We start from the raw sequence: 21319 nt of genomic DNA, 5'->3' as shown, positions 1-21319 counted from the left end.
GAAACCTGAGCTACTCACATGGGAACGTCATGGAAAAATACAATCGCCGGAGGGGCTTGTGCAGTGCGAAAATTCTACCGAGCGGGCTGTGGTGCTATCGGCGTCATACCCTCGTGTCATCGCCCGGTTGACCGGGCGATCCAGTACTCCGAGCAGCTGTGATTGAAGGCCGCAGCGTACTGGATGCCCCGCTTTCGCGGGGCATGACAGCGATCCTGGTGCTTACCGGATCGTCCCCACTGGCTGCGCCTGTGCCGTGCCCCCACGCATGCGAGCGAGCAGTTCGGCCGAAGGCCAGGAATCGGCCGGCAGACCGTATTTGATCTGCATCGCCTTCACCGCGGCGCGGCTTTGCTGGCCCAGCACGCCGTCGACCTTGCCGACATTGAAGCCAGCCTGGACCAGAAGCTGCTGCAATTGCTTGAGCTCGTTGAATGGCAGCTGCGCGACCGGTGTGGACGGCTTTCGCATCGGAGCCGCGCCCGCGATGCGGGTGGCGAGATAGCCCGCGGTGGTCGAATAGATCAGCGAGTTATTCCACTCGGTGTAGGCCGCGAAATTCGGGTATGCCATGAAGGCCGGACCGAAGCGTCCCATCGGCAGCAGCACGGAGGCCGCGAGATTGTCGTTCGGCAGCGGCCGGCCGTCGGGATAGGCAACCCCGAGCTGCGCCCATTTTGAGCGCGGCAGCTGCACCGTGAGGTCGGTCTGATCCCACGGCAGGTTCTGCGGCACCTTGATCTCCTCCAGCCACGGCTCGCCGCGCCGCCACTTCAAGCCGTTGGCGATGTAGTTCGCGGTCGAGCCGATCACGTCGTCCTCGCTGCGGAGGAGATCGCGTCGGCCGTCGCCGTCATAGTCGACGGCATAGTTGACGTAATGCACGGGCAGGAACTGGGTCTGACCGAGCTCGCCGGCCCAGGAGCCGACCATCTCGTCCGGTTGCAGGTCGCCCCGGTCGATGATCTTCAGCGCGGCGATGGTCTCGTTCACGAACATCTCCGAGCGGCGGCAATCATAGGCCAGCGACACCAGCGATTTCAGTGTCGGCAGATTACCCATGTTGACGCCGAAATCGCTCTCCAGTCCCCAGAACGCGGCGATCACTGCCGGCGGCACACCGTATTCCTTTTCCGCGCGTGCGAACGCGGCCGCATGTTGCTTGATATGTTGCTGGCCGTTCTGCATGCGATAGGGCGCGGCCATGCGGCCGGCAAATTCGGTGAAGAGCTGGCCGAACACGCGCTGGCCGCGGTCGCGATTGACGATGCCCTGGTCGTAGACGAGGTAAGGCGAGGCCGCCGCGATCGTCCGCTGCGACACGCCGGCGGCAACGGCCTGCTGTTTCACGTCGACCAGGAAGCGATCGAAGTTCGCCCCGTTATGGCACGACGCCGCGCGCGGCGAGGGCCCAGTGGCCCTGGGAGCCGCGGGCTTTGCCGGCGGCGGCGCGAACTGGGCAGAGGCGGGAAGGGCGAGCGTGAGCAGGGCGGCGGCCGCGATCGCAAATCGGGTCTGGAGCATGAGGTTTCCGCAAGGGGAGGAGACGCTTGGATTCTCGGCCAAGCTTAATGGAACGATTGACCTCAAACCAGTGCCGCGGCTCCGCGACGCACCTTGAAACCTTGCGGGCGGGCCGGGGTCATCCCTACCTCATGCTCGCCGGCCCGCAACGCCTCCAGCGGCTACGGCCGGCCTCGGGAGACGGCCATGAATTATCTTCGTACCGCAATGCTGCTCGCAGGCCTCACCGCCCTGTTCATGGGCGTCGGCTATCTGATCGGCGGTGCCGGCGGCGCCATGATTGCGCTCGTCATTGCCGCGGCGACCAATCTCTTCACCTACTGGAACTCCGACCGGATGGTGCTGTCCATGTATGGCGCCCATGAGGTCGACCGCAGCAGCGCACCGGAGCTGGTCGGGCTCGTGGCCGAGCTAGCGGCCCGCGCCGGCTTGCCGATGCCGCGCGTGTTCCTGATGGACGAGCCGCAGCCCAACGCGTTTGCCACCGGGCGCAATCCCGAGAATGCCGCGGTTGCGGTCACCACCGGGTTGATGCACCAGCTCAGCCGCGAGGAGCTTGCGGGCGTGATCGCGCACGAGCTCGCTCATATCAAGCACCACGACACGCTGCTGATGACTGTGACCGCGACCATTGCCGGTGCGATCTCGATGCTGGCGCAGTTCGGCATGTTCTTCGGCGGCAACCGCGACAACAACGGCCCGGGCATCGTCGGCTCGATCCTGATGATGATCCTCGCCCCGATCGGCGCCATGCTGGTGCAGATGGCGATCAGCCGCACCCGCGAATACGCCGCGGACAATCTCGGCGCACGCATCGCCGGTCAGCCGATGTGGCTGGCATCGGCGCTGGTGAAGATCGAAAGCGCGGCGCATCAGGTCCCGAATTTCGAGGCGGAACGAAATCCAGCCACCGCGCACATGTTCATCATCAATCCGCTGTCGGGCCACGGCGTGGACAATCTGTTTGCCACCCATCCCTCGACGCAAAATCGCATCGCGGCGCTTCAGCAGCTCGCAGCCGAGCTTGGTGCGCAGGCGTCGCCGTCGGTCGGCGCCAATGAGAACTATCCGCCGCGGAGCCCGTGGGGCCGCTCCTCCTCGCGCGGGCCTTGGGGCTGACGCAGCAGCGGCTCTAATTTGCACGCTTTGTGACCTGTCGCACACAGGACGGTCCCGGCCGGTGTTAACACCCTGCCGTGACAGTTCCTGCGAAAGGGGATGCGTGGCCGGCCCTCTGCCTGCCACCGTCGAAGATGACCAAAGCTGCAGTACCATTGTTGATCGTCGTGGGCGTGCTGATTGGCCTGTCCACGCACACCGTCGTCAATTGCGGAGACGAGGACGAGCCCGACATCTGTTCGGCGGTGATCGGCTTCTCGCCGCTGCGCGGCTCGCTGATCGCGTTCGCCTATGAGGGGCGCGGACGGATCGCGTTGCGCCACGGCGACTGGCGGCGGGCGATCGCGGATTTCGACGAGGCCATCCATCTCAATCCCAACCGTGCCTCGCTCTATCGCGATCGGGCGCTGGCGCGCCGGCAGAACGGCGACCTCGAACTTGCCATCGAGGATTACGACGAGGCGATCGCGCATGATCCCAGGCACGCCGCGCCCTATCACCAGCGCGGTCTCGCGCTCGCGGCCGCCGGCGATCTCGATCGCGCGATCCTGAGCTACAACACCGCGGTCCGCCTCGACCCCTCCGATGCGCAGCCTCGGCTCGATCGCGGCCTCGCCTTCCTGGCGCGTGGCCAGGCGAATGAAGCGCGCGCCGATTTCGAAGCCGCGCTGGCGCTGCCCGCCGGCAAGGATGCCCGCACCCGCGACGCGGCACGCGCAAAACTCGCTGAACTCGCGAGCGCCGAGCCGACCCGGCTCGCCGCGCCAGGGCGGTAGAGATATCTAGAGCTGCGTGCGCCGCTGCAACCCTCTCCCCTTGTGGGAGAGGGTGGCTCGCCGCGAAGCGGCGAGACGGGTGAGGGGTATCTCTCCGCGCGTGAGTCTGCTGCAGTTGAATTCGCGGAAACCACCCCTCGTCCGGCGCTTCACGCCACCTTCTCCCACAAGGGGAGAAGGAAGAAAGTGCGCTCCTACTTCTTGGTTTTGGCCTTCTTCGCCTTCTTCACCGGCTTTTCCTTGGGCGCCTTCTTCTCCACCTTCACCGCGACCGGTGTGCTGGCGGCGATCCGCATCGACCGCGCGTAGCTGTCGGCGACGTTGTCGGCGGACATCTGCAGGCGCTTGGCGGCGGCAACGGCCTGCTCCATGGTGGCCTTGGCCATCATCTTGAAGCGGTCGCCGGTCTCCTTGCCCTTGGCCTTGGCCGCAAGGCCGTTGAATCGATCCCGGCGCTCCTTGGCGCGGGTCATCAGGCCCGTATGCAGCTGTCTGGCCAGTTGCCGGATCACGACATCCAGGTCGGCGTCCGCCATGTTGTTCTATCCTCTTCGAAAACGGTATCGATGCGGGCGGGACTATGCAGATCGGGCCCCACCTTGGCAATTCCCGGCCGCGCGTCATCCGCAGCTTCCGGTGACCAAAACAAAAAAGCCGCGCTGTGCGCGCGGCTCTCTGCCTTGGTTTTGCGCTGTCTGTCTTACTTCAGCGAGGCGACCGGGCCGCTCGCAGCTGCCGGATCGGGGTCGAAGCCGAACACCCCCACCAGATACTTGTAATAGTCCGGCAACTTCTCCTTGAGCGCCTCGCGCGACTTCGGGTCGTGGAATTCGCTCTTCCCGGCCAGGAAGATGCTGGCGGTCACCGCAAAGAATTCCATGTGATTCTTCAGCGCATAGGACTCCTTGGGCAGGAGATCCTTGGACTTGGCGTAGGCGTAATAGCCGATCACGCCTTTGTTGGCGTAGCCGTCCGGCAACAGCCGCGCATGGTAGGCGTGCAGGAGCTCGTGCAGCAGCACCGCTTCCTTTTCGTAACGCATCATATCCGGCCGCAGCATGATCACGCCGAGGCCGGAATCGACCGCGAGGTCGACGGCGTTCGGATTGCTCCAGCGCTGCTTGTTGGGGTCCCAGACCGTCAGCGTGCGGGGAGCGGTGCGCTGGATGTCAGGCGTGACCCGGCCGTAGCACGCGGTCGCGGCGCCTTCGTCGAGGCAGGCCAGCTCGCTGGCGATGATCGGGACGGTGCGGAAGAAGCGCAGCACGCGCGGCGAGAGGCCGGCAGCCTCGACCACGTCGATCTGGCTCTTCACATTGTCGGTGAGCTTGTCGACATCCTTGCGGTCGGAATTCTCCGACAGGTCGAACATGTAGCCGCGGTAGCTCTGGAAGCCCGGCGGTAACGCCTGCGCTGCGCCGGAGGACGGATCCAGCGGTCCGGCATGGGATGGATTGGCAAAGAGCGCGCCGACAATGGTCGCGGTCAGCAGCAACGCAATGCGCATGATGAACCCCCTGATGTCACTTCACGCGGCAGAATAAGCCGCCGTTGTTTGCGAAAAGTGAGTGGGGCGAGACTAAGGCAGCGATGTTGAGGCGTGCTTAATCGATCGTTGCGGATCGCGGAACTGAATTAGCGCCGAGTTAACCAAGCGTGGATTGCCCGCGCGCTTCGGCGTAGCATGCGGTCCGGGCACCAAGCCCTCAAACCAGATAGCCGGAAGCGAGGATGCCATGTATGCCGCCATCCGTCAGGCCAAGGCAAAAAGCGGGAGCGCCGAAGAGCTGGCGCGCCGTATCAAGGAAGGCGCCGTTCCGATCATCAGCGACGTCGACGGCTTCCGCGCCTATTACGTCGTCTATGCCGGTGACGACACGGTCACGGCGATTTCGATCTTCGACAAATTCGAGCAGGCGGAGGAGGCGAACAGGCGTGCGATCGCCTGGATCGAGAAGGATCTGGGCGCGCTGCTTGCAGGCGACGCCCGCGCCGCCGCCGGGCCGGTGATCGTGCATACGCTGGCGTAGGGATTGGGTGCAGCCGCACATTCAACTGTCATCGCCCGGCTTGACCGGGCGTCCAGTACTCCGAGATGGCAGGGATTGAACCGATAGGCCGCGGCGTACTGGATGCCCCGCCTTCGCGGGGCATGACAGCGGTGTGCTTTACAGCTCCCTCGCATTCGAGAATGCAAAGCTCGACACCCGCCGCGTCGTCTCGTCCAGGATCAGGGTGCGCGTGATCGGCGGCTCGGCGCGCTGGGCGCAGTTTTCGCGCTCGCAGAGACGGCAGTTGACGCCGATCGGCGTGCCCTCCGTTTTCTCCAGATCGATGCCGGCAGCGTAGACGAGGCGCGCGGCGTGACGGATCTCGCAGCCGAGGCCAATGGCGAAGCGCGGCTGTGGCAGCGGGTGCGGCGCGACGGGGCGGCGCACCATCTGCGCGATCGAGAAATAGCGCGTGCCGTCCGGCAGCTCGATCACCTGCTTCAGCAGGCGGTCAGGCGTGTCGAAGGTCGAGTGCACGTTCCACAACGGACACGTGCCGCCGAATTTCGAGAACGGGAACGTGCCCGACGAAAATCGCTTCGAGACATTGCCTGCATTGTCGACGCGCAAGAGGAAGAACGGGATGCCGCGCGCGTTCGGCCGCTGCAGGGTGGTGAGCCGATGGCAGACCTGCTCGAAGCCGGAATTGAAGCGCTGCGCCAGCAGATGGATGTCGTAGTTCAACGCTTCTGCCGCGGCCAGGAAGGCCGGGTAGGGCATCATCACCGCGGCCGCAAAGTAGTTGCCGAGCGTGATCCGGAATAGGCGGCGCGGTGTGTCGTCGAGCGCGCCGGCGCGGCCGATGATGGTCTCCAGATGCTGCGCGCATTCAACGAGGCCGAGCTGAAAGGCGAGCTGGAACGCGCGGCCGGGCGGGTCGACCAGTTCGGAGATCAGGAGCTGGCGCCGATGGCGGTCGAAGCGCCTCAGCGTCTCGCGCATCACGTCCACCGGCATGATGCGGGTCTGGATCGAATGCTTTTCGCGCAGCCGTGCCGCCAGTGCCGCATAAAGCTCTTCGGCCGGCACGTTCAGTCCGTCGCGCAGAGTCTCCGCGGCCTGCTCGAGTTCCGGAAAGTAGTTGCGGTTGGCCTCGATCAGCTCGCGGACGCGCTCGACCGGATTGGCCTCATAGCGGGTGCCGACGTCGCGGTCGGCCATTTGCGCCGCGGCCAGCGTCTCGCCCTGGCGGGCCTCGGTATAGGCGGCATAGAGCCGTTGCAGCGCATGGGTGACGCCGGGGCAAAGCTCGGCCAGATCGCGCAGTTCCTGCTTGGGAACGTCGATCTGGCGGAACAGCGGGTCGGAGAAGATCTCGTTGAGTTCGGCGAAGAAGCGGTCCTCGTCGGCGGTCGCGAGGTCGCGCAGGTCGAGGTCGTAGGTTTCGGCCAGCCGTAGCAGGATCTGCGCAGTCACCGGACGCTGGTTGCGCTCGATCAAGTTGACATAGCTCGGCGAGATCCCGAGCCCCTCGGCGATCTGAGTCTGCGACAGCCCCAATTGCTGCCGGATCCGCCGGAAGCGCGGGCCGACGAAGAGCTTCTTACCGGATCCGGCGGGCATTCTCAGGTCTCCAAAGTCGTAAGGCAGTCTTAATGACCTATATTCTTTACAAGTTTTACAAAGTGACATTTATACAATCACCTATGTTACATGACAGCACCATTCAAATACAAGACTACTATACGAGCTAGGCTTTCTCGCGTTTAGCTTCTGACACGCATCTCGCAATGCATTGTCAATAATGTCGATGGCGGTGCCATCGTCGTGAAAGGATCAGGCACATGAAGTACCAGCCCCGCGGCATCAGCACCTTCCAGGCCCCTGCCTCGTATCAGAGTGAGGTCGAGGCGGCCCGGTCGCTCCTGGAGACCCAGCCGACCTGGAACGGGGTGTCAGCCGAGGCCGTCGCCCGCATGCGCCTGCAGAATCGCTTCAAGACCGGCCTCGACGTCGCTCGCTACACCGCGGCGCTGATGCGGGCCGACATGGCCGCCTACGACGGCGACCCCACCAAGTACACGCAGTCGTTGGGCTGCTGGCACGGCTTCATCGCCCAGCAGAAGCTGATCTCGGTCAAGAAGCACTTTGGCAAGACCGATCGCACCTATCTGTACCTGTCCGGCTGGATGATCGCGGCGCTGCGCTCCGAGTTCGGCCCGCTGCCGGACCAGTCGATGCACGAGAAGACCTCGGTGCCGGCGCTGATCGAAGAGCTCTACACCTTCCTGCGTCAGGCCGATTCGCGCGAGCTGAACGATATCTTCCGCAACCTCGATAAGGCCCGCAAGGAAGGGGACAAGACCAGAGAGAAGGAGCTGATCGAGAAGATCGATAACTTCCAGACCCATGTCGTGCCCGTCATCGCCGACATCGACGCCGGCTTCGGCAATGCGGAGGCCACCTATCTGCTCGCCAAGAAGATGATCGAGGCGGGTGCCTGCGCGCTCCAGATCGAGAACCAGGTCTCGGACGAAAAGCAGTGCGGCCACCAGGACGGCAAGGTCACCGTGCCGCACGAGGTGTTCCTGGCCAAGATCCGGGCCTGCCGCCACGCCTTCCTCGAACTCGGCGTCGAAGACGGCATCGTCGTGACCCGCACCGACTCGCTCGGTGCCGGCCTGACCCAGCAGATCGCGGTCAGCCACAAGCCCGGCGACCTCGGCGACCAGTACAACAGCTTCCTGGATTGCGAGGAAGTGACCGCGGAGAACGCCCGCAACGGCGACGTCATCATCAACCGCAACGGCAAGATGATGCGTCCGAAGCGCCTGCCCTCCAATCTCTATCAGTTCCGCCCGGGCACCGGCGAAGACCGATGTGTGCTGGATTGCATCACCTCGCTGCAGAACGGCGCCGACCTGCTCTGGATCGAAACCGAGAAGCCGCATATCGAGCAGATCGCCAAGATGGTCGACCGGATCCGCAAGGTGGTTCCGAACGCGAAGCTGGCCTACAACAACTCGCCCTCGTTCAACTGGACCCTCAACTTCCGTTGGCAGGTCTACGACGCCATGAAGGAAGCCGGGAAGGACGTCAGCAAGTACAATCGTGCCGAGCTGATGAAGCCGGAATACGACGATACGCCGCTGGGGAAGGAAGCCGACGAGCGCATCCGTACCTTCCAGGCGGATTCGGCCAAGCGTGCCGGCATCTTCCACCACCTGATCACGTTGCCGACCTATCACACGGCGGCGCTATCGACGGACAATCTGGCGAAGGAATATTTCGGCGACCAGGGAATGCTCGGCTATGTCAAGAACGTCCAGCGCGCCGAGATCCGTCAGGGTATCGCCTGCGCCAAGCATCAGAACATGGCCGGCTCCGACATCGGCGACGACCACAAGGAATACTTCGCCGGCGAGGCTGCCCTGAAGGCGGGCGGTGCCCACAACACGATGAACCAGTTCGGCTAACGCATCACGCTAATCGACAGGAGACTGACAATGACCAACAGCAATTTCTGGGTGATCGGCGGCGAGTTCGGTTCGATGAACTTCCACAAGCTCGTGGAAGGTTCGGCCCAGGTGCAGGGTCCGTTCAAGACCCGCAAGGAGGCCGAGGACGCCTGGCGCTCGGTCTCGGAAGAGAACCGCCACAAGGCGGGCGTCCGCTTCTCGATCGTGGAAGAGCCGTCGCGGGTCTCGGCGTGACAATCTGAACTTGCATGCCAATCTGAATAAGAAGACGTCCAAGGACGGAGGGTCCCATCCGGCGAAAGCCGGGTGGGACCGTCTGTTTTTGGCACAGGTGAAAGATTTGTGGGCGTCGTAAGTCACTGGAATTGTAGGCCCTTTGCGGACACTTTGGTTGCTGATAGGTTAATCCCGCCAAGTGAGGACGAGGCCGCCAATGTCAGAGCCCGAGACCAGCGGGATCCATCCCAGCCAGCCGCGCCCGGTGCGGCTGCGCGATGCGCTGTTGCGCGCGCGGATCGAGGCCGCCGACCGGACCGGCGTCGTCGTCGATTTGCGCGATGCCGAGGTGGCGCGGCTCGAGATCCTCAACGATTCGCTCGATCCCCTGTTCGCGCAGGTGCCCGATCAGATCGACCTGTTCGACCGTGGCATCAGCCAGGGCGACACGCCCAGGCTCTGGATCGACGTCGTCGCGCATATCTTGATGGGGCGTGACAAGCGAATGTACCGCTTCGTGCAGGACACCCGCTTCGGCCGCATCGTGCTCGCCGAATCGCACGACACCGCTGTCATCGTCGAGGCCGTGACTGATTATGTCGCCCGCCGCATGATCGAACGCGAGCATGCGATGGTGGTCCCGCCCGAGCCGAAGCCCGAGCTAGCGCCGCCGCGGCGCCGCTCGCGCGTGTGGCCGTTCGTGTTCGGATTTGTGCTCGGCGCCGCCGCGCTGTTCGGTGTTGCCGTGCTCGCGGCGCTGCGGAGCTGGTGAGACGTTCGCCGTCGTCATTGCGAGCAATGACGGGCGGCCTCAAATCAATCTCACATGCTTGATCTGTCCGATCTGAAGTCCAACCCCCAGGCTCCGCACCGTCTGCTCGCAACGCCAGCCGGCGTTGTCCTTCTCGATCGTGAACAGATTGTAGGCCGCAGCCGGGGTGCGGCCGTGCGCGAGCGCGGAGGCCGACGGCACGCCGAGGGCCGGAATATTGCCGTTGGGTCCCTCGAACCACATCGTCGAATGAATGTGGTCGTGTCCATGCAGGATCAACTCGACGCCGTGGCGTTTCAAAAGCGTCAGCAGCCCGGCGGAGTCAGTCATGCGCTTGTGGCGCGCGCCGGACTTCAGGGGATGATGCACCAGCAGCACGCGAAAGACGTCCTCGGTTGCGAGCCGCTCGAGCACCTCTTCGAGCGCCGCGAGCTGTTCGCGTCCGAGCGCGCCTGTCGCCATCAACGGCAAGGTGGGCACCGCCGTGGACAGGCTGATCAGTGCGAGCGGCCCGCGCCGGCGCAGGCTCGGAAAGCCGATACAGCCATCGTCGCCCGCAAGATAGGGCGCGAAGGTTTCGCCGAAGCGATGAAAGGTAGCGCGGACATAAGCGTCGTGATTGCCGGGAATCGTGGTGACGCGGTCGGGCGGACCGACGCCGTCGAGCCAGGCGCGCGCCGGCGCGAACTCCGCCTCCAGCGCCAGATTGACGAGATCGCCTGTGACCGCGATGTGGTCGGGACCTTGCGCCTTCACGTCGGCGACAAGGGCGTCGAGCACCTCGCGGCGCTGGTATTTGTGACGGTTGCGCGTCCAGTTGACATAGCCGAACGCGCGCTTGCCGGCGAGCTCGATCAGCCGGGGCTTCGGCAGCGGCGGCAGATGCGGGTCGGACAGATGGGCGAGCGTGAAGGGAGCCATGGGGGGCGATTGCCTCGCTATTCGTCCGCTGTAATGGCAAGGTCGCAGGCTAGGTGCAAGCGGGGCATCAAGGGAGCCCGATGGGGGAACGTCTGAACAGCGTCCGACGGAAATTCGAGCCGCTGCTGCGGCGAATCTTCCACGCCTATTTCCTGCTGGTCCGCGGGATGACGCTCGGCGTCCGCGCCGTGGTGGTGGATGCCGACACCAGGGTGTTCCTGGTCAGGCACAGCTACGTCACGGGCTGGTATCTGCCCGGCGGCGGCGTCGATCTCGGCGAGACCATGGAGCACGCGATGCGCCGCGAGCTCAAGGAGGAGGGGGATATCGATCTCACCGGCGACGCCGTGCTGCACGGCATCTTCCTCAACAGCCACGTCTCCCGCCGCGACCATGTCGCGGTCTACGTCGTCAGGCAGTTCAAGCAGGATCGCCTGCCCGCGCCCAACCGCGAGATCGCGGAGTGCGGATTCTTCGCGGTCACTGCGCTGCCCGAGGGGACCACGCCGGGCACGCGGTTGCGGATCGCCGAAGTCCTGCACGACAGGCCGCGGATTGCGACGTGGCGATGATGGCTGCCCGTGCTAGTAGATCGCCGCGCCTGCGGTGTCGGCGCATGGACGAGGGATGAAGATTGTCTGAATCGACGACGTCATGGCCATTTCGGGTCGCCGTGCTGGTGCCCTGCTACAATGAGGAAGCCGCCGTCGCGACGGTCGTCGCCGATTTCCGCAAGGCCCTGCCTGCGGCCGAGGTCTACGTGTACGACAACAATTCGACCGACCGTACCGCGGCGGTCGCGCGCGAGGCGGGAGCGATCGTGCGCAGCGAACGGCGCCAGGGCAAAGGCCACGTCGTTCGCCGCATGTTCGCAGACATCGAAGCCGACATCTACGTGCTCGTCGATGGCGATGCGACCTACGACGCGCCGAGCGCGTCGCGCATGATCGACCAGCTCCTCGACGAGCATCTGGATATGGTTGTCGGCCTGCGTGTCGATCAATCGCAAGCGGCCTACCGGCGCGGTCATCGCATCGGCAACCAGCTCTTCACTGGCTTCCTGGCATCGACCTTCGGTCACGCCTTCAAGGACATCTTGTCCGGTTACCGCGTGTTCTCCCGCCGCTTCGTCAAATCCTTTCCCGTCCTGTCCGGCGGTTTCGAGATCGAGACCGAGTTCGCGGTCTATGCGCTGGAATTGTCGCTGCCGGTCGCCGAGGTGGAGACGCCCTATTATGCGCGCCCGGAAGGCTCCTTCTCCAAGCTCAATACCTGGCAGGATGGGTTGCGCATCTTCAACACGATGCTGAAGCTCAACCGGTTGGAGCGGCCGCTGCGCTTCTTTTCGGCGATCGGCATCGTCTTCGCGCTGCTGTCGATCGCTTTCGGATTGCCCGTGGTGATCACCTTCCTCGAAACCGGCCTGGTACCGCGCCTGCCGACCGCCGTCCTCTCCATGGGCCTGATGATCATGGCGCTGCTTTCGGCTTCGTCAGGGCTCGTGCTCGACACCGTGACGCGCGGGCGGCGGGAAATGAAGATGCTCGCCTACCTGTCCCAACCACCGCTCGGGAGGAGCTGAAATGCCTCGGGGGCCGGGCGCAATCGTATAGACCGCTGCCCTCCAAGGTGATATCCCGCCGACGCGATGAACGATCTTTCCCTCACCATCCGGTCGGAAGCTGTCGGCGATGCTCAGGCGATCGAGCGGCTGCACGAACGCACCTTCGGACCGGGCCGCTTCGTGCTCAGCGCGTACCGCATCCGCGAGCACGTGGACCATGTGCTCGATCTATCCTTCACCGCCCGCGTCGGTACGTTGCTGGTCGGATCCGTCCGGCAATTGCCGATTTGCGTCGGCGACACGCCGGCGTTGCTGCTCGGGCCCCTGACGGTCGAGCCTCCGTTCCGCAGCCGCGGCGTCGGCCGGCTGCTGCTCGAGCGCGCGCTGAAGGATGCCAAGGCGCAGGGCCATCGCCTGGTGCTGCTGGTCGGCGACGAACCCTATTACAGCCGCGTCGGCTTCAAGCAAGTCCCCAAGGGACGCGTCACCATGCCGGGCCCGGTCGATTACAGCCGGCTCCTCGTCATCGAGTTGGTCGAGGGCGCGTTCGAAGGCGTATCGGGGCCGGTCGGTCCCGACTGGAGCAAGACGCGAACCTGACGCGCCCTCGCTTCGAAGCTCACATGAAGGTAGGGCAGTGCCGGTCGATCAGCAATATTACCGGGAAGTGGCGTCCGGGAGCACGGCGGAAAAGCTGCTGATCGCGGCGCGCGACCGCATCTACCAGGATTTCATCGCCCAGATGCAGCCGTCCTCGGCGGACGAGATCCTGGATGTCGGCGTGTCCGACGTGATCAACGACGGCGCCAACGTGCTCGAGCGAAGCTACCCGCATCAGCACAAGATCACGGCTTGCGGGCTCGGCGAAGGTATCCGGTTCAAGGCGGCTTTTCCGCTTTGCCGTTACGTGCAGATCGAACCGAATACACGGCTGCCGTTTGACGACAATGCGTTCGACGTCGCGACGTCCAATGCCGTGCTCGAGCATGCCGGCAGCCATGAAAACCAGGTGCTCCTGGTCGAGGAGCTTGGCCGCGTCGCGCGGCGGGTCTTCATCACGGTGCCCAACAGGTTCTTTCCGGTTGAGCACCACACGGCCATCCCGCTGGCGCACTATCTGGACGGCACCTTCAGGATCGCCTGCATGATCGCCGGCAAGTCGGAATGGACCGACGAGCAGAATCTGATCCTGATGACGCGAAAACGGCTGCTGGGGCTCGCCGCGCTGGTTGCCAAGTCTGCGAGTGCTAAGTCCTCCAACCCCAAGTCCGCGGCCGTGGGCTACACCGGTTTGTCGCTCGGCCTGCTATCGTCCAATCTCTATCTCGCATTCCGCTGAAGCAGCCGCCTCCCGCCCCAGCATGATCCCGATGAAGAAGATCCACACCAGCAAAGCCTTCTTCGTCGTGTTGTTTCTCGCGGTGCTGGTCGGCCATTTCTGGACCATGATGCGATGGAACGAGGCGCGCGGCGTCTATGACGACATCTGCTACCTGCGGCAGGCGCATCTGTTCCAGAGATTCGGGCTGGTGGAGGGATTCGACACCAGCCTCACCCGCGACGACGATGGCTATCAGAAAGCAAAGCTGAAGGAGATCGGCTACCCCGACTGGAACGATACGACCGCGGCGCCATGTCACAATCTGATGCCGGCCACGGGGAAGGTCGTCATTCAATACCCGCCGGGCGTCGGCCTCGTGTTGGCGTTGTTTCCGCCAGGGCACCAGGTCGCGCCCATGTACATGCTGGCGACCATTGTCGTCCTGGGCTTTGCGCTGTTTGCGCTTTCTCTCGCGCGCAGCATGAGGTTGGTCCTGATGGCCGGGACGTTCGGCTGTCTTGCGATCTACCTGATGGTCAATCCGGTCAAGGCGAGCTATTCGATGGCCCCGACGGTCGTCGTGTGCGCGCTCGCAGGATGTCTCACGGCGCGATGGCTGGCGGGCCCGCGATCTCAACCGAATATCTGGCTGCTGGCGCCAATCGGTTTCCTGCTCGGATTGACCGTCGATTTTCGATTGGCCAACCTTTTCCTGGCGTCGGGCTATGGTCTCTTTCTCCTCGTCGCGTTTCTTACGAAGCGGACGATGTCCCGGTTCTTGCAGGGGCTTGTGTTCGGCGTCGCGTTGCTGGCCGGCGTGATCCCGACCATCGTCTCTTACGCCGTCAACGCCGGCAGTCCGTTCGCATCGACCTACGGCAACAATCCCGATGTCAGGCCACTGGATTTTTCGTTCGCGGTGGTCCGGGACTATCTGGCCGATCCGCTCCAGACCTTGCTGATCGTCATCGGAATCGCAGGCTCGATCTGGCTGTTGCGGCAGGCGAACGGCATTCGCCGCGTCGCGCTGCTCACGATCGCCAATCTGGCGCTCAACCTCGCCTTCTTCTTCACCTATCCGATCGCGACGCCGTACTACACGATCCCTATTTCTCTCCTGACATTGTGGACCCTGCTGTTTGCCGTGCTGTTTCAGGAGGCATCAGAGGGGGGCCCCGAAGCGGCCGCCTCAGCCACAGCACGATGAAGTCCGGCTAGCTATCGCGCTTTCAGAACTTGAAGTTCGCGAACGCCCGTACCCCGATGCCGGGCATCAACACCTCGTCCTTGGTGTAGGACACCGAGTTGCGGATGTTTTCGTTCAACAGATTGTTGCCGACGAGGCCGAGCAGCATCTCGCGCGCGCCGAATGCATTCGGGTTGAGCTTGGTCTTGTAGCTGACCTCGGCCTTCAGCAAATTGTAGCCCGCCGTCGGCGTCTCCGCGATCACCGCGACGTCGTTGTGAGCGAAGGCGTGCAACAGATTGACGCGCATCAGCCAATTGTCGTCGCGCCAGAACACGCCGCCGCCCAGTCTCACCGGCGGAATGCGCGGCACGTTGGTGCCGTCGGTGAAGGTGGCCCGGACCACGTCGAACTGGTTTTCGATGCCCCAGATGCCGCCCTGCAATGCACCGACGTCGAGCTGCGATTGGAATTCGCCGCCGCGGAAGTTCGCGTCCCGCTGCGAATAGACCGCCTGGTTCACCTCGGCGCCGGGCGTGCCGCACGAGGCAAAGTCGTCGTCGCACATCACGCCGGTGAGACGGCGATAGATGAAGTTGTTGAAATGCGTGTAGTAGACCGTCGCCTCGAAGCGGAACGGCCCCGTTGCCTTGCGCAGGCCGACCTCCACGGATTTCGCGGTCTCGATGGTGAGGTTGGGGTTGCCGATGTCGAAGGTCGCGGTCGCATCATGTGCGCCGCGCGAGAACAGCTCGGCGGCCTTCGGCGCGCGCTCGACATATTGCGCGGTGATGCTGCCGACCATGCCGCCTGGCAGGTCCTGCAACAGGCCGATGCTGCCGCTCTTCGGCGTGAAGGACGGATTACGGCCGATGCCCGCCTGCGGCGTGCCGTCGGGCAGGAAGTCCGCGGGAAAATCCGGCGTCGTCCCGTGCAGCTCGACATGCTCGATGCGGCCGGCGATCTGCGCCCGCGTCGCGTCCGTGAACTTGAACTCGTTGAACGCGTAACCGGCAACGCGCGTGCTGTTGTTCGGGTCCCACAGGCCGTTGAACAGCGTGCCCGGATTGTCCGGGCTCGGCGCGCTCAATTCCTGATGGCCGACCTGGAAGCCCAGCGCCGTCGTCACCTCGGCGAAGCGCGCGTTGAACGGCATCAGCTGCACCTCGGTGCGGATCTCCTGCTCCTTGTTGGTGAAGGTCTGCCGCACGCCGTCCGTGTTGGAATCGGCGGGATCGGCAAGCCCGATCTCGTTGTGCCGGTAATCGGTCGCGCCGGCCCAGAAGCGAACGACGTCGATCGCCGTAGCGTCGGGATGGTACTCGCCCTTGACGTTGATCTTGGTCTGATGGGCGTCGATCCGCGTGTTGTGGTCGGCGCCGTCGATGCCGGGGATGTGGTACAGGGAGTCGTTCTGCGTGATCGCCGCGCCGATATAGCCGCCCTGGAAAAAGTAGGAGCCGCCGATCGAGGCGCCGTCTGAGCGCGTCGCCGAGTTGGGCTGGCGTCCGTTGGCGACGGGCCGGGTCTGGTCGGCGAGGTACGGGTAGCTCGGGATGCTGTAGTCGGTGGTGTTGCGCCCGTAGACGTCGGCATGGAAGGCAAAATTGCCGCCGCCCGTGTCGAGCAGCACGCCGCTTTCGACGCCGCGGTCAACCGAACTGAACGCGCTGCGCGTCTCGGCGGTGACGCAAGGCGAAGTCGCGGCCGCTGCGAGCGGTGCCTTCGTCGGCATGCCGTAGGTCTGGAACGACGGAGCGCAGGTCGGCAGCGCGTCGGGAATCCGGTTGTTGGTGGCGCTGACGACGCCGCCGATCGAGGTCGAGCCATAGCGCAGCGCAGCCGGCCCGCGTACCACCTCGACCTGGTTGGTCGCGAGCGGATCAATTGGAACGAAGTGATCCTCGCCGAGATCGGAGGCGCCGCCGGCATTGGTGCCGTTCTCGACGATGCCGACGCGGTTGACGTCAAGTCCCCGGATGATCGGCCGGCTGGAGGCGCCGGGCGCGAAGCTCGATCCGGTGATGCCGGGTTTCGAGAACAGGAGGTCGCCGAGCTGGCCGCCGCCCTCGCGGCGGATCTCTTCGTTCGGCACCACCGTGACCGTCGCGAACTGGTTGGTCACGATGGGCAGCACGCCCTGCTGAGGTGCGGCCGGCGTGGAGGTTGCCGGCGTGGCGTCCGCAGCGCGTTGGTGGCTGCGTGCCCGCGCGGTTCGGGTGGGACGACCGGGGTTGCGGGTCGGCACCACCGCCCTGCGCACGATGGGGCTCGGAGCCGTCACGGTGACGGCGGGGATCTCGGTCGATGACTTATCCTCGGCCAGCGCCGAGGTGGCGGCGCCGAGCAGGAGCAGGCTTGCTCCGCCAAGGCGCTGCGCGCGCCGCAATTTGAATGACATGGTCCTGATTCCAGTCAGGCGCCGTCCGCATGTTCGTCTGCTGATCGGAGGCGGCCTGCCGTCGCTGCGCGACGGAATTCGACTTCAGCTGCTCCCGGGAATGCGCCTGAAAGCGGCGAGCCCGGGCGTGATCAAGCGTTGTGGAAGTCAGGACGCGGGAGGGGCGCGGGGCTGGAATGCCGTACCGGCCGATTTCAGGTGGACGAATTCGGCGTCGGTGGTGCGGTAGAGCAGGTCGATCGCCTGCGGCAGCAGCAACACAGGCGGCGCCGCGAACAAGACGGTGCCCGCCATCGCGACCAATGCGCAGATCGCGCAATTGTCCTCGCCCGGTTGCTCCCTGTCAGGAGCCAATGGCGATTGCCTCTCGACCGCGGAACGGTCGATCGAAGCGGGAGCTTGGGCGCCGTCGGTCTGCTGCAGCGAGGACTGGGCGAGGGGAGCCGCCTGGGCGAACCAATGGCTGTGGCCGAACGTCAGCGCGAACTGCACCAGCATCGCGAAGATCGCGAGCCGGGCGCCGTGCCTGATATTCGACCGGAACCACTTCATCTGGAAACGCCACCCCACATCGCGAGGTATCATCCCCTGATCCCGCGATGTTATAATGTAACATCGCGCAATCCGTCAGCGGATGTCAACCGCTGTCGAGCCGACCCGAGCGGGCCGGCTCCTTGCCGTGTCGTGCAGGCAACTGAAAGCCTAGGCTGAGGACCTGTCAAACGGCTTACGCGGACGGCGATTGGACTCAGTGTCAGCGCGAGCAGGTGGCATCAGAGCTTTTTGCTCCGGAGCCAGGTGCGGATGGCCTCGATGTGTTCTGCCTTGCGCTCCAGCGGCAGCCAATGCCCTGCGGGCATGCTCGTTACGGTCAGGTCCGGGCAGGTGGCGCGCATCGGGTCACCTTGGCGATTTCCGGTGATGCTGCAGATCTGATCAAAGTCGCCGTTAACGAACAGCACCGGCTGCGACAGGCGGCCGCCATTGAGTGCCTTGCGCGCATAGGCGATGTTGGCGTCGTCGTTCATGTACCACGCGCAGGATGGGCGGAAGCCATGAGCCTTGAACGTCTGCACCAGCACGTCGAAGTCCGCCGGCGGCCAGAGAGCCGAATCGGGCTCAGTCGGCGGAGCGCGGTGCGCGGCGCCAAAGCGCCCTCCATTGCGCGTGACCATCGCATTCGGCGAAACCTTGCCGATGCCGGCGGGGTCGCCTGGCCGAAAGATCGACGCCAGCGATGCTGCCAAGTCTGCATCGAGGTCGGCGACTGCCGCCTCGAAGTGCGTGTTGTAGTAACGGTAGTAATCCCATTGGCCATCCGGATATTGGTCGACCGGATAAATCGTCCGGTCGACCAGCGGGACGACTGTGCGCAGGGCGTGCCCGTCGGGTTGATACGCCAGCGAGGTCAGCACGACTCCGCGGCTGCGCTTTGGCTGATGCGCGACCAACTCACCGACCACAACACAGCCCCAGTCGTGGCCAACCCAGATCGCAGGCTTGCCGCCCAAGTCATCATGGAGTTCGGCCATGTCCGTCACGATTTCCTCGATGGTATAGGCGTCGTTGGCTGCGGGCGTGGAAGAGCCGCCGTAGCCGCGCAGATCGGGAGCGACGCAGTGCCAACCGTCGGCGGCAAACGCTTCCATCTGCGCGCGCCACATCAAACTGATGCTCGGCCAGCCATGGACGAAGATCATCAACGGTCCGTCGGCCGGCCCGCACTCGATATAGCGCGTTGTCTGACGAGGCGAGCTGAACGTGCGCTGGTCGAGCGATAGTTCGGCTTCAGAACTGATCGGTTGAAGTCGGTCTGTCATGGTCGAGTAACTCCGCTTCTCACTGAGCGCTCGCGCGGTTTGGGTGCTGCGAAGGCTCCGTCGAGAACTGCTCTTGTCCGCGGGGAGCGATGCCTGGACAGGGACGCGCCTGCCCAGCGCCGAGGAAGAACCGGCCCCAGATTTCACAACGCGCTACATTCGACCGAGTTCGGGGGCGAAGGTGCTATGGAGCTTCCGGCGAAGAAGGGAGGATGGGGATTTTATCTGACTAAGGGGAAGCGAACGGAGGCGAGTAAGCCGCCTACCGCCCTTCGCGCAGCCAGGTCGCGGCGAATGCTCCGAGCAGCAGCAGCAACCCGATCACGCCAGCGAAGATCGGCAGCACGCCGACGCCCTTCACCACGCTGGCGTCGCGCATCCGCACGCCCATCCAGCCGTCGCCATGGAAGACGCTCGCCGAGCGGACCGGCAGGATGCGCGGCAGCTCGACGCTGGCGCCGTCGACCACGCGCACGGCGTCACCGCCGGTCGCCTGGGTCAGCGGCTTCAACGTCTCGGTGGTGGAGGTGACTTCCGAAAACTCCTTCGGATTGGTCGGGCCGACATTGATCAGCGCCTTCAGCGTGCCGTCGGTGGCCTGCCACAGGCCGAGCTCGCTCGCCGGCAGGCTGGCGCGCCATTCGCCGGGATCGCCCGCTGCAAGCGTCAGGTCGCGCGACACGCCCGACGGCGAGGTCACACTCACCGGCTGAACGCTGTCCGCCATGGTCTGGCGCACCACCACGAGATTCTTGCCCTGCACCTGCAGGCGCAACGCTTCCTCGTCCAGATCAGGTTGCTTCATCAGCCAGTGCGACATCCGCCGCAACAGATCGAGATGCGGGCCGCCACCTTCATAGCCGCGCGCCCACAGCCAGATGTGGTCGGAGAGCAGAAGTGCGACGCGGCCCTCGCCGAAACGCGACAGGAACAGCAGCGGCTTGCCGTCGACGCCCGTCATGACCGGCGGGTTGACCGCATTGCGGGTATCGACGGTGCGGAAGAACCGGCTCCAGCGCGGCGGCTCGGAGGCGGAGCCCTCGAGGCCACGCGTGACGGGATGGCGTTTGCCGACGTCGGACAGATGGGCGTAGAACGGTTTTTCCGTCACCCCGACCGGTTCGGCCGGCAGCACCGAATCCAGCGGCGTGCGCCAGATGCTGGTGTTGGACGCGTAGTCGGGGCCGGCCGAGACCAGCACCGCGCCGCCGGAACGCACGTAGCGTGCGATGTTGTCGAAATAGGCGATCGGCAGCACGCCTTGGCGGGCATAGCGGTCAAAGATGATCAGCTGGAATTCGTTGATCTTCTGCTGGAACAGCTCGCGGGTCGGAAACGCGATCAGCGACAATTCATTGATCGGTGTGCCGTCCTGCTTCTCCGGCGGCCGCAGAATGGTGAAGTGGACGAGATCGACGCTGGCATCGGACTTGAGCAGATTGCGCCAGGTGCGCTCGCCGGAATGCGGCTCGCCTGAGACCAGCAGCACGCGCAGCTTGTCGCGCACACCGTCGATGGCGACAACGGCGCGGTTGTTCACCGGCGTCAATTCCCGCTCGAGCGGCGAGGCCTCGATCTCGACGATGTTCGGCCCGGAATGCTTAATGTCGACGTCGACGCTTGCGGCCTGGCCGCTCGAAAGCGTGCGCTCGTTGATGACCTCGCCGTCCCTGCGGACGGTGACCTTGGCGCGCTCGCCGCTGACGCCCTGGTCGTCGAGGCGGTAGGTGATAGTCTGGGGCTGCCCGACGATGCCGAAGCGCGGCGCGGCGATGACCGCAATACGGCGGTCGCGCTCGTCCTTCTGCCCCGTGATCAGCGCGTGCACCGGCGCCTGGAAGCCGAGCCCGGCGGCGTTGGCCGGAATGTCGTGGACGCGGCCGTCGGTGATCAGGAACGCACCGGCGACGCGGTCGACCGGCACGTCCGACAAGGCCGAGGCCAGCGCCCCGAACAGCTTGGTGCCGTCGGTCTCGCCGTCAGCCTGTCCGGCATCGACGACGCGGACCTCGAGCCCCTTGATCTTCTTCAGGCTGTCGACCAGCGCTTCCTGCGCCGTCGCAGCCTCGCGATTGCGGTTGCCGAAATTCTGGCTCGGGCTCTTGTCGACGACGATTGCGGCGACCGAGGTGAGGGGATCGCGGTCCTCGCGGGTAAAGGAGGGATTGGCGAGCGCCAGCAGGAACAGCGCCAGCGCGGCCACGCGCACGGCAGCGCCGCGCGCCCGCG

Annotated in this window: 20 protein-coding genes; 11 read left to right on the top strand and 9 right to left on the bottom strand. The window is 64.7% G+C overall.

Annotation, left to right across the window (positions count from 1 at the left end; translation table 11 throughout):
* Positions 1-222: 222 nt before the first annotated feature.
* A complete protein-coding gene (locus IVB32_RS02460) occupies positions 223-1524 on the bottom strand; it encodes a lytic murein transglycosylase (RefSeq protein WP_247372644.1) in 1302 nt (433 codons plus the stop codon).
* 186 nt (positions 1525-1710) lie between these two features.
* Between IVB32_RS02460 and htpX the strand changes: the two genes are divergently transcribed.
* Positions 1711-2643: a zinc metalloprotease HtpX gene (gene htpX, locus IVB32_RS02455; RefSeq protein WP_026232852.1), complete on the top strand. Its 933-nt coding sequence runs from the start codon at positions 1711-1713 to the stop codon at positions 2641-2643.
* 134 nt (positions 2644-2777) lie between these two features.
* Entirely contained in the window at positions 2778-3419 is a 642-nt protein-coding gene (locus IVB32_RS02450) for a tetratricopeptide repeat protein (protein WP_026232851.1), read from the top strand.
* A 194-nt stretch (positions 3420-3613) separates the two neighbouring features.
* On the opposite strand, the gene IVB32_RS02445 is transcribed toward IVB32_RS02450, so the two are convergent.
* Both IVB32_RS02445 and IVB32_RS02440 read right to left on the bottom strand, forming a co-directional pair.
* Positions 3614-3955: a hypothetical protein gene (locus tag IVB32_RS02445; protein WP_018454971.1), complete on the bottom strand. Its 342-nt coding sequence runs from the start codon at positions 3953-3955 to the stop codon at positions 3614-3616.
* A 164-nt stretch (positions 3956-4119) separates the two neighbouring features.
* Entirely contained in the window at positions 4120-4926 is an 807-nt protein-coding gene (locus tag IVB32_RS02440) for a hypothetical protein (RefSeq protein WP_018454970.1), read from the bottom strand.
* Between the two features lie 229 nt (positions 4927-5155).
* On the opposite strand from IVB32_RS02440, the gene IVB32_RS02435 reads away from it, so the two are divergent.
* Entirely contained in the window at positions 5156-5449 is a 294-nt protein-coding gene (locus IVB32_RS02435; RefSeq protein WP_007607017.1) for an antibiotic biosynthesis monooxygenase, read from the top strand.
* Between the two features lie 138 nt (positions 5450-5587).
* On the opposite strand, the gene IVB32_RS02430 is transcribed toward IVB32_RS02435, so the two are convergent.
* The gene (locus tag IVB32_RS02430) at positions 5588-7033 is read right to left on the bottom strand and encodes a short-chain fatty acyl-CoA regulator family protein (protein WP_018454969.1); all 1446 of its coding nucleotides are present in this window, start codon (positions 7031-7033) and stop codon (positions 5588-5590) included.
* A 221-nt stretch (positions 7034-7254) separates the two neighbouring features.
* Here IVB32_RS02430 and IVB32_RS02425 point away from each other — a divergent pair, with 221 nt between their 5' ends.
* The 3 genes from IVB32_RS02425 (at position 7255) to IVB32_RS02415 (ending at position 9877) form a co-directional block, all read left to right on the top strand.
* Complete coding sequence (locus tag IVB32_RS02425; protein WP_247372646.1) at positions 7255-8886, top strand: isocitrate lyase; 1632 nt, start codon at positions 7255-7257, stop codon at positions 8884-8886.
* 30 nt (positions 8887-8916) lie between these two features.
* A complete protein-coding gene (locus tag IVB32_RS02420; protein WP_007595122.1) occupies positions 8917-9123 on the top strand; it encodes a hypothetical protein in 207 nt (68 codons plus the stop codon).
* 199 nt (positions 9124-9322) lie between these two features.
* Complete coding sequence (locus tag IVB32_RS02415) at positions 9323-9877, top strand: hypothetical protein (RefSeq protein WP_018454967.1); 555 nt, start codon at positions 9323-9325, stop codon at positions 9875-9877.
* A 39-nt stretch (positions 9878-9916) separates the two neighbouring features.
* Here IVB32_RS02415 and IVB32_RS02410 read toward each other — a convergent pair whose 3' ends face one another.
* Positions 9917-10798 (bottom strand): metallophosphoesterase, encoded by an 882-nt coding sequence (locus IVB32_RS02410; protein ID WP_247372648.1) that lies wholly within the window; start codon positions 10796-10798, stop codon positions 9917-9919.
* 80 nt (positions 10799-10878) lie between these two features.
* Between IVB32_RS02410 and IVB32_RS02405 the strand changes: the two genes are divergently transcribed.
* From IVB32_RS02405 to IVB32_RS02385, 5 genes are all read left to right on the top strand, one after another.
* Positions 10879-11370, top strand: a complete 492-nt coding sequence (locus IVB32_RS02405) for an NUDIX domain-containing protein (RefSeq protein ID WP_085352656.1) — start codon at positions 10879-10881, stop codon at positions 11368-11370.
* Positions 11371-11432: 62 nt separating this feature from the next.
* Positions 11433-12380, top strand: a complete 948-nt coding sequence (locus IVB32_RS02400; protein ID WP_247372650.1) for a glycosyltransferase family 2 protein — start codon at positions 11433-11435, stop codon at positions 12378-12380.
* Positions 12381-12446: 66 nt separating this feature from the next.
* Positions 12447-12962 (top strand): N-acetyltransferase, encoded by a 516-nt coding sequence (locus IVB32_RS02395; RefSeq protein ID WP_018454963.1) that lies wholly within the window; start codon positions 12447-12449, stop codon positions 12960-12962.
* Between the two features lie 37 nt (positions 12963-12999).
* Positions 13000-13701, top strand: coding sequence for a methyltransferase domain-containing protein (locus IVB32_RS02390; protein WP_247372653.1), 702 nt, complete (start codon positions 13000-13002; stop codon positions 13699-13701).
* 31 nt (positions 13702-13732) lie between these two features.
* On the top strand, positions 13733-14890 hold the full coding sequence (locus IVB32_RS02385; protein WP_247372656.1) for a hypothetical protein: 1158 nt from the start codon (positions 13733-13735) through the stop codon (positions 14888-14890).
* A gap of 22 nt (positions 14891-14912) precedes the next feature.
* Here the strand turns inward: IVB32_RS02385 and IVB32_RS02380 are convergent, their stop codons facing one another.
* The 4 genes from IVB32_RS02380 to IVB32_RS02365 all read right to left on the bottom strand — a co-directional run.
* Positions 14913-17270: a TonB-dependent receptor gene (locus IVB32_RS02380; protein ID WP_247372659.1), complete on the bottom strand. Its 2358-nt coding sequence runs from the start codon at positions 17268-17270 to the stop codon at positions 14913-14915.
* A 147-nt stretch (positions 17271-17417) separates the two neighbouring features.
* On the bottom strand, positions 17418-17822 hold the full coding sequence (locus IVB32_RS02375) for a DUF2946 family protein (RefSeq protein WP_018454959.1): 405 nt from the start codon (positions 17820-17822) through the stop codon (positions 17418-17420).
* A gap of 221 nt (positions 17823-18043) precedes the next feature.
* Positions 18044-19090: an alpha/beta hydrolase gene (locus tag IVB32_RS02370; RefSeq protein ID WP_085352652.1), complete on the bottom strand. Its 1047-nt coding sequence runs from the start codon at positions 19088-19090 to the stop codon at positions 18044-18046.
* A gap of 262 nt (positions 19091-19352) precedes the next feature.
* On the bottom strand, positions 19353-21319 hold a 1967-nt coding region (locus tag IVB32_RS02365; protein ID WP_247409683.1), incomplete at its 5' end, for a hypothetical protein.

The organism is Bradyrhizobium sp. 23 (genome assembly GCF_023073295.1).
In the GTDB taxonomy this organism is placed as follows: domain Bacteria; phylum Pseudomonadota; class Alphaproteobacteria; order Rhizobiales; family Xanthobacteraceae; genus Bradyrhizobium; species Bradyrhizobium canariense_D.
This window is presented reverse-complemented; position numbering and strand designations above follow the sequence as displayed.